Consider the following 13,839-nt stretch of genomic DNA (forward strand, 5'->3'; position numbering starts at 1 on the left):
CCGCATAACGAAAGTGTCACCTACTCGCTACCGTAATGACGTCCGCGCCGACGATCAAGCGCTTTCCCAAGGTCGGCGCGCCAGCCGATCTGCCGTGGCAGGTCCGGCCACAAGCCGCATCGTGCCGTGTCCGAGGATCCCAAGGAGGACATAGGCCGCGGCGATCGCCAGCATAGATGCAATTCCGGGTGCGTAGGAACCCCACTCCGGGAACCTCGCCATAAACCAGGAGTCCCGAAAGGGTCCACTGCACTGATGACCAGGAGAACGGCCAGACCCCGCCTCCCAAATCGGCGGGCAACTCTCCATGTGAGAAGAAAGACGAATGCGCAAAGGACTACGTTGACCCAAAGGAGCAGGAGAAAATACGGCTCCCGCGTGATCGCGATGTGCCACCATCCGGCTCGCTCCGCGAAGACAACGATGCCGAATGCAACCGGGCCGCAAACTGCCGCGCCTGCCAATGCGCCCACAATCCGTCGCGGAGTCGCTCGGGTGAGAACAGCGACAGCAGCCGTGAGGACTAGGTACAGGCAGGTAAAGCCGTAGAGTTGCTGCTCAGTCACGGGGTGTTTATATCACGTGCTTGCAGCACCCGGAAATCCTATAGAACCTGTTGAAATGGTAACGCTGGTTGCGTGCAACCAGAGAACGGGCAAAATGGGAGTTGGTAGGTCAAATGGTGACTTACGTCCAGGTGGACTGGATTTGTAATACACTGACCGACTTATGATTCCAAACATCAGTACCAAGTGCGGCGCTTTGGTTCAACGCGCCGCACTTCGCATCTGTGGTCTCTCATTCCGGCGATGCCCGGAAGGCATGCAGTTGCGAACAATCGGGTAACACGCACGCCTGGCCAACAATCTCTCCGGAATTGTTGATCGAGTCGGCGGTTAGAAGGTACAAGGGCGAGTCTGACGGGATGAGGGTGTTGAGGTCCTTGATCTGCCTGTGAATCCAGACGACGGCGTGCGAACCATTGCCATCGACAGCGAAGCCATCCACATCGCCACGGTCATTGATGTTCCGGCAGCAGCCAGCTATAGTCGCGAAAGCACCTTGCAGAGGCTCCAGATCTTGCATGCCAGTATCCCGTGTCCACAAGAAGGTGTGAATGGTGCCGTCGGTGAACTGAGAGGTGCCGACGACTTCTCCACGATTATTGATGCTGGACGCGACGTTGAAGGCGGTGTGAGTCGCATCGCCCAAGGTGCCAAGGTAGGTCGGCGAGCCATCCCTCTCCCACAACACTGCATGAAGCCCGGTCACGTTAGCGGGCGGAAGCCCTTGTGTTGCGCAGGTGCCCGAAGAGCCAACGGTCTGGCCGAGGTCATTCATCCCCATCGCAAAGGCAACGGTATCGCCCTTGGTTGTGAGCGGGGACAACTCCCTGACTTCGCCATTCGGTTCCCACATCACTGCTTCAAAGCGGAAAACCTGAAATGGAGTTGCGCTGGCGCAGGTAGAATCGCGAACACCGTTTTCAGCAAAGCCCACAAGTTGGCCGAGATCGTTAATGCCGAATGCATTGGCGTTGCGGCCTCCTCCGGGAAGATTGCGAAGCGCAATGAGTTTCCCATTGCGCGACACGGCGCCGCGGCATTGCAAATGGGTGCCATAGGCGCAGAAGTCTTCTCCATCGGGATCTGGCGTGGAGATTTCTGAACCAACGGCAGACTCACGGAAGAGGTTAGGCCCGTCGGCTCCACTGTTGCACTTCGGACATGCTGAGCCGCCCAGAGTCCCAAGATCCTTCAAGGGGCCGTGGCCATACCAGGCGAAGGCATGCTGCGGGCCATCAACGACAAGATTCGACGAACCGGCCACCCAACCTACATTGTTCATGTCAAAAGCAGAAGAATTGTTTCCGGCCGCGAGCGTGCCGAGGTCGGTGACGGTGTAGTGGGGAAAGCGAACGTGATGGTCAGACGTCTGCGCGATGACAGGCAGCGACATCGCCAGAAGAGGGAATGAGGCAGCTATCGAAATTGTGAACAGCGATTTGAGGTTCATATGTCTCCTTCGTTTTTTCGCAGCCGTGGAAGCCGCAGTCAGTTGGGTTTGGTCTTCTGCACCATAGCGACCAGTGAATTCAGACAGATCTGGGCTGAGCCACCGGTCGTCTCCAGCCGATGAAGCTCCTTCGAATTGAGCCATTCCTGGAGTGCTGGTTGGTCCAGGTTCGAGATCACCCCGGTACATTCCATAGCGATCCACTCCACCTCGGCCGCGCAAATCGAACACCATCCACGCAGGGAACTCCGTCCATGCAGGATCAACAACGAATCGGTTTCAATGGTGATCTTGGTCTGCTTGGCCAAAGCGCCCTCTTTTCCAAGTGGAGCGAAATATGGAACGAGCGCAGATTGCCGCTTTGGTGCCTGAAAAGTCCTTCCATCCGGCTTGAAATCTTCTGATAATTTCTCGCATCGATGTAAGCGGCTGAAGATAGGAGGCTTACGGGCATAGGGATCCAATGTCGAAATCTCAGCCTGCTTTGAATTGCTGGTAAGATTCGAGGACCGAGGAGGTGGGTGTTTCCAATGGCTGCCAGCCAAAATCAGAAGGAACTTTACGAGTTCGGACCTTTTCGAATTGATCCCGAAAAAGAGACCGTGATCCGGGCCGGCGAAATTGTTTCTATTACGCCGAAGAACTTCCAGATCCTTCTGGTGCTGATTCGCAGCAACAAACAGATCGTTACCAAGGACGATCTGATGAAGACTGTTTGGCCTGACACGTTTGTTGAAGAGGCCAATCTCAGCCGCAACATCTTTATGCTCCGCAAGGCGCTGGGGGAAACGGCGCAGGATCACCGCTACATCGTTACTGTGCCCGGGCAGGGTTACCGCCTAGCTGAAGATGTGCGACTGGTTCCCGAGCAGGAACTTACCGTCGTCGCGGCGAGCCGTTCCCGATTAGAAGTGGAAGTCAAGGAGACGAAACCGTGGTGGTGGATTGCGGTGGCGGCGGTTCTGCTCCTAGCACTCGCAGTTGGCGTTTCGCGATACATCTTCCGAGGCAAAGCCGTTCTCGGACCAACAGACACCGTCGTGCTGGCGGATTTTGTCAACTCCACCGGCGACCCCGTATTTGATGGAACGCTCCGTCGCGGGCTCGCGATACAACTGGAACAGTCACCTTTTCTTAGTCTCATCTCAGATCAGCGGATTCAGCACACACTTGGCCTCATGGGACACTCTGCGAATACGAAGCTCACTTCGGAGGTCGCTCGCGGAATTTGCGAACGGACCGGCAGCGCTGCCCTTCTGGAAGGATCGATTGCGCCGCTCGGAAACCAGTATGTGTTGGAACTGCAGGCGAAGAACTGCCGTAACGGCGAGGTCCTCGATCAGGAGCAAATACAGGCGGCCAAAAAAGAAGATGTACTGAATGCACTGGATCAGATGGCTATCCGGTTCAGAAAGCGCGTGGGTGAATCTCTGGCCACAATTCAGGAACGAAGCACTCCGCTGGCTGAGGCAACCACGCCCTCGCTTGAAGCGCTTGAAGCCTATAGCACTGGCTGGAAGCTCCACACCACAACAGGGTCCGTCGCTGCATTGCCATTCTTGAAGCGTGCTGTGGAGATCGATCCGAGATTCGCACTTGCTCACTCCACACTGGGCCGCGAATATGCCAACCTTGACGAGTTTGGTCTCTCTCTGGAGAGCACCACAAGGGCCTGGCGGTTACGGGAACGCGCTAGTGATCGTGAGAAGTTTTTCATTGACGCTAATTACCAGATTCTGGCGACGGGGAACCTTGAACAGGCGCGCCAAACCTGTGAGGCTTGGGCACGAGCGTATCCACGAGATGCTGTGGCCCGCACGATGTTGTCGGGTCTCCCAAACAAAGCCGCAGCGCGTTACGAGCAGGCAATCGTATCCGCGCGGCAAGCAATCGAGCTTGATCCCGACTTCGCGATCGCATACTACAACCTGGCCGTGAACAACGCCTATCTGGGGCGCTTTGATGAAGCCGAGAATGTTCTTCGACGTGCAGCCGGCCGAGGACTCGAAATTGACGAGTACCTGATGTTGTATTACGACCTGGCGTTCCTCAAAGGAGACATTGCGGACATGGCGCAGGCGGCAACCAGGGCGCGAGATAGATCCGGAGCCGAAACCTGGATTGCGGACAAAGAAGCATCGGCTCTCGCCTACTCTGGCCACCTGCGCCAAGCCAGAGTCTTGACTCAACGTGCAATCGATCAAGGAATGCAGGCACAACAGCCGGAGCGAACCTCGCTGTGGGAGGCAGGGGAATCGGTGCGAGAAGCTTTTTTCGGAAACGCCGTTGAAGCCCGAAAGAGAGCGAATGGCGCACTGAAGCTTTCTAACAACTCCGAAGTGGAGTATGGCGCTGCCCTGGCGTTGGCGGTCGTTGGAGATGCACGCGCTCAAGCGCTAGCCGATGACCTCGAAAAACGATTTCCGGAGAACACTATCGTGCAGTTCAGCTACCTGCCAGTGATTCGAGCGCGCATTGCTCTGAATAACAACGACGCTTCAAAAGCATTCGAGATTCTGCAAGTTGCTGCTCCCTACGAATTCGGCTCTCCTCACGAACTCATCGGAGCCCTGTATCCCGTTTATGTGCGGGGCGAGGCTCATTTGGCAGCGCCACAGGGTAGTGAGGCGGTCGTCGAATTTCAAAAGATTCTCGACCATCGCGGAATCGTCGTAAGTGATCCGGTCGGAGCATTGGTGCACTTGCAGCTTGGGAGAGCCTATGCGATGTCGGGAGATACTATGAAAGGCAAAGCTTCCTATGAGGACTTTTTCAGGCTTTGGAAGGATGCTGACCGCAACATTCCAATCCTGGTCCGAGCCAAATCTGAATACGCCAATCTGAATCACTAGCGGTCGGTTCTCATTGCTTCGTTTTGCAGCTCAGGCAATACGGAGCCGTGCATCTGTCGATAAACGGGCTCGTGTTCACTGACTGCCAGCGGGGACTGTCCACTTGAGCGAATAGTCGGCATCTCGTACAGTTGGGAGCCATGAACTACGTCACAAGCACTTTAAGGGATAGCCGGTTATACGGCCAGGTGCTGAAGACATTGAACAACTTGGATAGCTCAATGAGCGCCATGACCTATCGCCTGTCGGAACTGGCTCGGTAACTCAAGCCGACTAATGCGCCCCGAAAATGAATCGCGCGCCATACTGCATCTGGCGCGGGTTATTAGCTGTGTTCCGCTCCAGGAAGTCCGGCGAACTGATTGTGGCATTTGGCGCCTGAAAGCTCGGCGTATTGGTAATGTCGTACATTTCCCAAAACAACTCGAGGCGGTATCGCTCCCCCATGTTGAAGCCTTTGGTGAAGCGAACATCAATCTTCTTGATGCCATCATGCTGGTTGAGCTCTGCCATCGTCACAGGGGCAAAGCAGGCGCCGGAAGGTTCTGAACCGGGGTTTGCGCAGCCTGAGGGATTCAAAGCCGGAATCACCAACCCTGAAGGCAATGTCGCCGATTGGTAAGAAGTACGGGCCGCATTGATGATCGCCAGGTCGGAGGAATGCCCACGGCCTCCGATATCCTTGGCAAGACCAGCGGGTCGATCCTGGGTGTTTCCATCCCCGTCAAAATCCTTACCGTAGGTGATGTTCCACGGTGTGCCGGTCATTAGGGTCACGATGCTTGAAAGCTTGAAGTTCCATGGCAGACTCACAAGAGGCGAAACCGTCAGATTGCTCCGCCGGTCCTCCTCGTCAAAGCCGCGATCATTGTTCCCGTATTCGTGGAACGGGTCGGAGATGGCGGAGGTGTTGTCGTCCAGCCCGTCAGAGATGCTTTTCGACCAGGTGTAGGAGGCTAGCACCGATGCCTTCTTGAACCGCGACTTCAGCTGCACATCCAGAGCCGAATAGTAGGCGCTCGTCGTGCCGTTGAATGACGTGACAGAACCGAATCGCGGCAGCGGCCGGGGATGGATTGAGACTGGTCCGACCGCTGGCAGGTTTGCATCATGCCCTGTCTGCAGGTAGGTTTGAATCTGCCGGATGCCATCGACCGTCAGCACTGTGTCTTTTGCGAGGGCTTTTTCGACGCCAAGACTTGATTCATAGACATAGGGGATATTGAGATGGTCTCCGACGAGGTAGAGCGCACGGTTGCCGTTCTGCAGCGCATATTGCTCGACAGAGATGCCGCCCAATACCGCTGTCTGGCTGGGGTAGCCGGCAAGCAGTGTGGGATTGGTGACGATGACTTCGAAGTTTGTATCCTGAGCCTGCATCTGCGCATCGAAGAACGGACGATTACGAGCGACCATGCCGCCAAATCCAGCGCGCAGGATTGTGCGTCCCTTTCCAGTCAGGTCCCACGCCAGGCCAAGCCGTGGCTGAATGCCGTCTAAGTAGTTTCCGCGCGACTTCGACACGAAGTTGTCCACGCCGGAAAACTGGGGATTATCAATGAGTTCGTTGACAAATCGATCGTCGCGCAGGTTGGTCTCGGCGTCGTAGCGCACACCGGCATTGAGGGTTAAGCGCCCCGATAGTTCGATGTTGTCTTGCACGAAGTAGCTCAGCTCGGCATTCCTGTAAAGGACGGTGGACGGACCGGAACCAGCCTCGTACTGGATCGGATATGTTGCCGGGTCGCCGGCGACAAACGGGCTATTGGTGTTGAATGTCCAGACACCGGATCCGTAGAAGTTTGCCTCCTGGTAGAGGCGCTCATAGGCCATCCGAGCTCCCACTTTGATTGAGTTGCGTCCCTTGATTGAGTAAAGCGTGTCGTTGAACGCACCGCGGTGGCGCGGGTACCCTTGAGGCAGATTAGGCGCCGAGCCAGAGGTAAACGACGGACGGATAATTTCCGGGCCGCTTACTGTTTGATAGTGAGTCGTATTTTGATCCAGGTATTCAAGCTGGCCACTGTTGATCGTCGAGCGCGAGAAGACGTGCGCCCAGCTGAGAATGCCGTCATGAAACAAAACAGGATTGTAGTTCTCGTAAAGAGAATACGAAGAAATAATCGACTGATCTTCCAACAAATAACGGAGACTGAAGTTGTCTCTCGCACCTTTTTCCATATCCAGCTTGGCTTGAACCGACTTTTCATCGGTTAGCCCGGTGTAGACCCCGTTGTAAGTAGCTGCAAAAGGGTTGGAAGCCGGTAGCGATTCGATGACAGGACTGTTCTGCTTTAGATACTCGTCAGACGCAAAGAAATGCATCTTGTCTTTGATAATCGGTCCGCCAAAGGTTGCACTCGTGATGGTTTCAGTGAACGGAGATTGAGCTGTGTGCACGAAAAAATTACGGGCGTTGAGCGATTGGTCCTGACCGAAATAAGTGAACATGCCCGCATAGCTGTTCGTTCCGGAGCGGGTCACTGCATCTACCACCGCAGTCCCGGCGCGTCCGTACTGCGCGTCGTACTGGTTGTGATTTACGCGAAATTCCTGCACGGCATCCTGGTCGACGTCCACAATGGCAATGCCATAAATGGGATGGTCAACATCAGCGCCGTCGATCAGTACGGAATATCCGCTACGTACATTCGCTCCGCCAAACGCTGTCTGAATCCCGAAGCGCGCGTCCGCGGGCAGAGAGGGAGCGCCACCTGGCGACAACTGTGCCAACCCAATAAAGCCACGGTTGATCACCGGCAGTTGATCGAGTTGCTGGCGCTCCACGACGCTAGACACGTCCGCGCTCGTCGCTTCAATCTCCGGTCCCGCGTTCTGCAGGACTTCCACGGTCTGGGGCGCTGTAGCTGCCTTCATCGCGAATCGCACCGCAGCAACCTGCCCGACTGTCAGTGTGAGAGTCTGTTCCTGAGTCCCAAATCCATTGATCGAACCCGAAACCTTGTAACGCCCCGGCGGCAGAGCCGGGGCGACGGCTAGGCCCGCGCTATCGGATGTTAAAGACTTGACGTCCCCTGTGTCCACGTCGGTGACCACGACTGAAACGCCCACCAGGATAGCGCCGGAGCCGTCGGTAGTATCCACACTGATTTCTCCTGTCTGGGACCAGCCGTTCCCAGGCAGCGCCAGGAGTCCAAAAACAGGGAGGAGAAACCAGGCAGCCGGGGCTATTGATCTATTACCCATTGCTACGCCTCCCGTGGCTGCTAGAAGCTTGAGGTCAATTTTCGGTCCACACCGCTTCGAAAAGAGGATCTAAGCCTTAATCAACGGAAAACAGCGCGTTCTGATGCTGGGCGCTTCTGTGGGGCGGCCAGAGACGCTTTTCAACCGCTACGGAGGAATTCATCAATCACCGTCGTTTCGGTTATGCCAATGCTACCAAAGCAGACCGAGCGTTTCCGTCCGCCGATTTCGCGGGAAGAAACTGTCTATCGCGAGCGACCACGGGAGCAGCGCTCGATAGCTGCGCGCGACTTCCCGGCGTGCGAGCGGCGATGCTAACTTAAGGGTACCGGGCCTCGATGCCAGCAGGCGTCAGCCGGCCAGTGGCCTCCGCCCCGTCTGTGCGAATCGCCGTGCATTCCCGGCCGATGCCACGAATCGACGATGAGGTGCGCGAGTGGAACCGTCTTCTCGATTGAGCTTGGATGGATTGGGCGCTGCCGACTCTCAAATTTCCCTGGCCAATCTGCCACCGACACCTCGGCAGACACGGTCAGCGCGCGTCAGCGCCGCAGTTTTAATCATTGGATTAGTAGTTCTCGCTCCTTTCGCCGCCAGGCCGCTGCCCGGGATCATCGGTTTCATTCCAGTCCTGGATACGATTATTTTTGTCACTGACCTCATTACGGCTGGCCTTCTTTGGGCGCAGTTCTCGATCACTCGTTCGAGAGCGATCTGGGCGCTCGCATGCGGTTATCTCTATTCGGCGGCGATTGTCGTCGCACACGCACTTACTGTCCCGGGCGCTTTTTCGCCGAGGATAAATTTCGGCGTAAGTCACCACATCAATTTTAGAATTTATCTGCTTTGGCATCTTGGCCTTCCCGTGGCCATGCTTGCTTACGTATGGCTCAGAGACAAAGGCCCCGCGAAGGTGCGTGCGCATATCCGAAGGGAGATTGCGGCCACCATTGTCGGCGTGAGCGTTGTCGCTCTGGTCAGTTGCATCGCGTGGCTCGCCTTACTGCCGCCCGTGGATCCGGTAGCGGGCAGGTGGCTCACTGTTATCGCAATCTTGATATGCGCGGCTGCGCTTTCCGTGGTGTGGCTTTTCAAGCGCTCAGTACTCGATCAATGGCTCATCATTGTCGCACTTGCCACAATTATCGAACTGGCGATCACAGCGCTGATCGGTGGACTCGTGCATGCAGACCTCCTGGGCGCTATTGATCAGCCGCGCATGGCCACTCTCGGTTTTTATGCCGGCCGCCCGTTTTCGCTCGTCACCTCAACATTCGTTATGATCGCTCTGCTGGCAGAAACGTCCAAACTATACGCCGGGGTTGCCCGCGCGAATACGCTGGCAAGCGCTGCAAAAGCCGCTCAGTCTCTATCCGGCGAGATTAAGTTGCCCAAGTTGATCGAGCGGCTTATGGCGATCACGCTCGAGAGCGCGGGAGCTGATCGTGGTCTTTTGATTCTGCCGTCAGGGAGTGAATCCGTGGTTTGCGCCGAGGCGCGCGCGACGGATGATCTGGCCGAAGTTTCGATGTGCCGTGAGCCGGTTACGACCTATGATCTACCACAGTCTGTTATCCGGAATGCGATACGCAACCAGGAGCCTGTACTTCTGGATGATGCCTCGGCGGACAAAATGTATTCCAAAGACGAGTATGTCCGGAGAAAGCGCTCACGGTCTGTATTGTGCCTGCCAATCGTCAAGCAGGCGCATCTGGTTGCCGTGCTTCATTTGGAGAATAACCTGGCTCCGTTCGTCTTCACACCCGATCGGGTTGCGGCGCTGCAGTTGCTGGCTTCGCAAGCTGCAATTTCGCTGGAGAATGCGGCCCTCTATGCCGACCTGCAACTCCAGGTTGGGATATTGCAGAGTCTTCCGGTATCCGCCTGGACGCTCAAACCTGACGGGACGCCGGATTTCGTAAATCAAGTTTGGCTCGATTTCGCTGGCCATACCCTTGACTTTGTCCGGTCGGGTCCCGAGGCTTGGATGGGCGCGGTCCACCCTGAGGATCGCGATTTAGCAGCCAGGAACTTTTGGGAGGGCGTGCGTTCGGGGCACGATTTTGCGATGGAAACCCGAAATCTCCGCGCTCAGGACAAGGTATATCGCTGGCATCTCAATCAAGCTGTAGCCGTACGAGATTCCGAAGGAAAGGTCCTCAAGTTCGTCGGTACGACGACCGACATCGATGACCGGAAACGAACTGAAGAAGCGTTACGTCAGGCGCAGGGCGACCTCGCACGCATCAACCGAGCCACGACCATGGGCGAGTTAGCGGCGTCACTGGCTCATGAAATCAGTCAGCCGATCAGTGGCGCCATCATCACTGCCAACGTCGGTCTGCGAAAGCTCGGGAGCCATAATCCCAATCTCGATGACTTGCGCGTAGCTTTTTCCAGAATCTTAAGAGATGCACAACGTGCTACCGAGATTATCAGCAGGATCCGTTCTCAATTTGAGAAGGGTGCCCCGAATCAAGAGAGAGTCATCGTGAACGAGATTATTCCAGATACAATTGCCCTCCTGCGTGACCAAACCATTCGACACAACATATCGGTCCGAACCGAACTCGCACCCGACCTACCTCAGATCATCGGAGATCGCGTGCAATTGCAACAGGTCGCGATGAATCTGATTATCAACAGCATTGATGCGATGAAGGACGTTGATGGAATTCGGGAGATGATCATCCGGTCGCAGCGCGCCGAAGATAAGCAGATTCTTGTTTCAATTAGCGACACTGGTGTGGGGATCCCGCCGCAGATCTTGGAACAGATCTTCGATCCGTTCTTCACAACGAAAGCTCACGGCACCGGCATGGGGCTTCGCATCAGCCGGTCGATCGTAGAGTCGCATGGCGGGCGTTTGTGGGTCGAAAGCGTTCCTGGACGCGGCGCAACCTTTCACTTGTGCCTGCCCGCCGAGATTTGAAGCCATGGATAAGTCCAGTCTGCGTTTTTGGCAAGAATCGTAATTGTCTTTAGCATGAGTTAACAACGGCTTTCTGTTTTGCCCCGGCTCATTATTGAAGCCCGGACAAATTAGGTTAGCGCGTATGTCAATGAGCGCACAATCGCCATGCGGTTAGCAACGACAGCACGTGAGCCACTTGGACGTGTAGTCGGCTTCTCGGACAAGTGCCCTGCTACGTCGGAAGTGATGGGCTCAAGATACGCTTGATAGACTTCCGCCATGAGTATCAAACAGATAATCGCGGAACTCGATATTGAAATAGCACGTCTCGAACAGACCAAGAATGTTCTGGCGGGCGCAACGGTGAAATGCGGACCAGGTAGACCAAAGCTAAGTACCGATACCGGCATTAAGAAAAAGCGCAAAATGCCGGCTGAGGGTCGCGCAAGGATTGTCGCAGCAGTTAAAGCACGGTGGGCGAAGGCAGAGAAGACGTCAAAATAGTATCGCTTGATCGAACTGTATTAGACTGCCTGATTGTCGAAATGTGCAGAACTTAGTGAGACACGGATAGGGCAAAAAACCTGCTCAGTCCTAATGGAAATCATGCGAAGTCGTTGCAAGCTCGCTATCTGAAAGCAACATGAGATCGGAGGCCAGGATATGAATCACGCCGACCTCGTTTTGCATGCGATGCGATCGGTTAGATCGAGGTCTTATTCATGTCCTTAGTGAGCCCCAAAAGGGCGACGAAGTGTGCGACAACAGAATTCCGGATGCAAAACATCAGCGGGTCGACTTGCATATAGCGTCACTAAATGCAACTTGACTTGCGTTTAGTTCACGCGCCCCCAATCCTCAGTCCAAGGCGCCTATGGGCTTCATGGCGTACCCCAATAATCGAATCGGGGCCTGGTCAGCAGTTTGGAGAAATCGAATTTAGATGAAAGACCGCAAACTCTACATCGTTGGAAATGGATTCGAGGCTCATCTATTCGATCCCGAAATGTGCGGTGGGTGACTCTTCGCCCCGCAGGTCCTCGGCGGAAAGAATTTCGAGAGAGATACAATACGGACACATTTTGGATATCCGCTCGACCTCCTTCGCACATTTGGATTCTTCAAAGTCTTGATCGCATACTTTACCTGCTTCCAGTGACCTCTTTCATTGTGGCTATTCTCGCGACAGGTTGGATGGGGGAGCCGTTGCGGCATGTCCGCGTGAAAGACAAGTTCTTTATCTAGGCAGCTGTTCCAATCATTATCTAGGTTGGCTTTGGACTACATCATCAGAGTCCGATGCATCGTTTCCTCGGTTTTTGATTAGTACGGTGTAGAGCACACGGCGGAGCGCGAGGGCATCAGCAGCCAGCGTCGTCGTTAAAGCGTTAACCCCGAATGGTTATGGTGCCTTGGGCTACAGTTGTTCTTCATACGAACGCGCTGACAGTCCCACCAAGACGTGCCTCTCGCCGTCCAAGATCCTGGCTCGGCACTCCGAAAGAAGGTCGCCTGTCACGCTGCGTTCGTCATGTATGAAGGTTCAAGTACACTTCAGCGTACTCGGATGGCGAATTCCGGTTGCGAGGTGTGGGAATGTTTCTAGAAGGGGGCAGGTTCCGAGCGCGAGGCCATTTTGTGACCGGATTGTGCCAAGATCTGAAAATGATGCGAATCATGACAGATTTGAGCTTCGCAGAATCAATAGGTTGCTTAGATTGAGGTGGTGGTGTCGGGCCGCCTCCACCAATACCAAGTTACTTAAAATAAGATATTCACAGCGCCGAAGGCGCGAGTCGCAATCGGGCGAGATTGATCCTCCAACCGATCGACTCATCGAAGTACGATGGTTGGACTGAATTCATGGCATTCGCGACACTTGTGATAGCCTGTTTTCCGTGAGTTTTCGAGACTGAAGGGATCTTGATGTTCGATCCCTCGACCACCCGAACCGAGCGTAGCCACGTTCGCGGCTCTTCTTTTGTCACACACAGGAACCGTGGCGCTATTCGTGGATGGGAAGACGCGAATGTCCCCCGAAAAGACGACTGACACCGAGATCTCGCAAGTTATAACGCTCTCCGGCACAGCGGGGCAATCGCGGGAACGAGTCTTTCTTGGCACCTCTGGTTGGGCGTATACGAGTTGGAGGCCCGGATTCTATCCTGAAGCGCTTCCTCAAAAGAAGTTCCTGGAATATTACGCAACTCAATTGAACTCGGTTGAGGTGAACTACACCTTCCGCCAGTTGCCGACCGAGGGGACGCTGACGGGCTGGCTGGCGGCGACCGGCGACCACTTTCGCTTTTCGTTTAAAGCGCCGCAGCGAATCACTCACATCCTTCGACTCAGCGACTGTTCAGACGCAGTCGCCGCGTTGTCGCGTGCACTCGCCCCGGTCGCGGCTGCTGGACGCATGGGTGTGCTGCTCTTCCAGCTTCCGCCTAATTTCAAGGCCGACGTACTTCGTCTCGACTCCTTCCTTGTGGATGCGAATCCGTATGGTTTGCGGATGGCTTTCGAGTTTCGGCACAGCACTTGGTTTTGCGACGAAGTGTATGCTGTGCTGCGGCATCATCGGGCCGCGCTCTGTGTTGCCGAGAGCGAAGATCTGGTGACTCCGGATATTGTGACCGCTTCCTTCATGTGCTATCGATTGCGTAAGAGCGGATACTCCGCAGAGCAGCTCGACGCGCTTCAGAATACCCTGCGCAGGCGGCGTTCCGAGGGCGAGGTATTTGCCTATTTTAAGCACGAGGAGCAGCCGACCGGGGCTATCTGCGCGGTGAATACACTCCGAAGACTCCAGCTTCCATGAGCAGCCTTGGTAGCGGCTATACAAGCAAACGT

The 13,839-nt window shown here is 55.3% G+C and carries 7 protein-coding genes; 4 read left to right on the forward strand and 3 right to left on the reverse strand.

The genetic code is table 11. From position 1 onward, the window contains the following. Positions 1 to 798 precede the first annotated feature (798 nt). Together OHL23_RS17280 and OHL23_RS17285 are read right to left on the reverse strand one after the other, a co-directional pair. Positions 799 to 2,016 (reverse strand): hypothetical protein, encoded by a 1,218-nt coding sequence (locus OHL23_RS17280; RefSeq protein WP_263353156.1) that lies wholly within the window; start codon positions 2,014 to 2,016, stop codon positions 799 to 801. 38 nt (positions 2,017 to 2,054) lie between these two features. Continuing rightward, positions 2,055 to 2,324 carry a hypothetical protein gene (locus tag OHL23_RS17285; protein WP_263353157.1) on the reverse strand — a complete coding sequence of 90 codons (270 nt, stop codon included), beginning with the start codon at positions 2,322 to 2,324 and terminating at the stop codon, positions 2,055 to 2,057. Between the two features lie 222 nt (positions 2,325 to 2,546). Between OHL23_RS17285 and OHL23_RS17290 the strand changes: the two genes are divergently transcribed. Further along, a complete protein-coding gene (locus tag OHL23_RS17290; RefSeq protein ID WP_263353158.1) occupies positions 2,547 to 4,868 on the forward strand; it encodes a winged helix-turn-helix domain-containing protein in 2,322 nt (773 codons plus the stop codon). 273 nt (positions 4,869 to 5,141) lie between these two features. Here the strand turns inward: OHL23_RS17290 and OHL23_RS17295 are convergent, their stop codons facing one another. Further along, the gene (locus OHL23_RS17295; RefSeq protein ID WP_263353159.1) at positions 5,142 to 8,075 is read right to left on the reverse strand and encodes a TonB-dependent receptor; all 2,934 of its coding nucleotides are present in this window, start codon (positions 8,073 to 8,075) and stop codon (positions 5,142 to 5,144) included. A 454-nt stretch (positions 8,076 to 8,529) separates the two neighbouring features. On the opposite strand from OHL23_RS17295, the gene OHL23_RS17300 reads away from it, so the two are divergent. The 3 genes from OHL23_RS17300 (at position 8,530) to OHL23_RS17310 (ending at position 13,807) form a co-directional block, all read left to right on the forward strand. Then, positions 8,530 to 11,007, forward strand: a complete 2,478-nt coding sequence (locus tag OHL23_RS17300) for an ATP-binding protein (RefSeq protein WP_263353160.1) — start codon at positions 8,530 to 8,532, stop codon at positions 11,005 to 11,007. Positions 11,008 to 11,268: 261 nt separating this feature from the next. Next, positions 11,269 to 11,493, forward strand: coding sequence for a hypothetical protein (locus OHL23_RS17305; RefSeq protein WP_263353161.1), 225 nt, complete (start codon positions 11,269 to 11,271; stop codon positions 11,491 to 11,493). A 1,525-nt stretch (positions 11,494 to 13,018) separates the two neighbouring features. Next, positions 13,019 to 13,807: a DUF72 domain-containing protein gene (locus tag OHL23_RS17310; RefSeq protein ID WP_263353162.1), complete on the forward strand. Its 789-nt coding sequence runs from the start codon at positions 13,019 to 13,021 to the stop codon at positions 13,805 to 13,807. Positions 13,808 to 13,839: the final 32 nt, after the last annotated feature.

This window comes from Acidicapsa acidisoli, from assembly GCF_025685625.1.
GTDB lineage: Bacteria > Acidobacteriota > Terriglobia > Terriglobales > Acidobacteriaceae > Acidicapsa > Acidicapsa acidisoli.

What these genes read in the sequence shown, in the direction of transcription:
- OHL23_RS17280 (WP_263353156.1), bottom strand. Translation starts at nt 2,016, where the DNA reads ATGAACCTCAAATCGCTGTTCACAATTTCGATAGCTGCCTCATTCCCT.
- OHL23_RS17290 (WP_263353158.1), top strand. Translation starts at nt 2,547, where the DNA reads ATGGCTGCCAGCCAAAATCAGAAGGAACTTTACGAGTTCGGACCTTTT.
- OHL23_RS17310 (WP_263353162.1), top strand. Translation starts at nt 13,019, where the DNA reads ATGTCCCCCGAAAAGACGACTGACACCGAGATCTCGCAAGTTATAACG.
- OHL23_RS17295 (WP_263353159.1), bottom strand. Translation starts at nt 8,075, where the DNA reads ATGGGTAATAGATCAATAGCCCCGGCTGCCTGGTTTCTCCTCCCTGTT.
- OHL23_RS17305 (WP_263353161.1), top strand. Translation starts at nt 11,269, where the DNA reads ATGAGTATCAAACAGATAATCGCGGAACTCGATATTGAAATAGCACGT.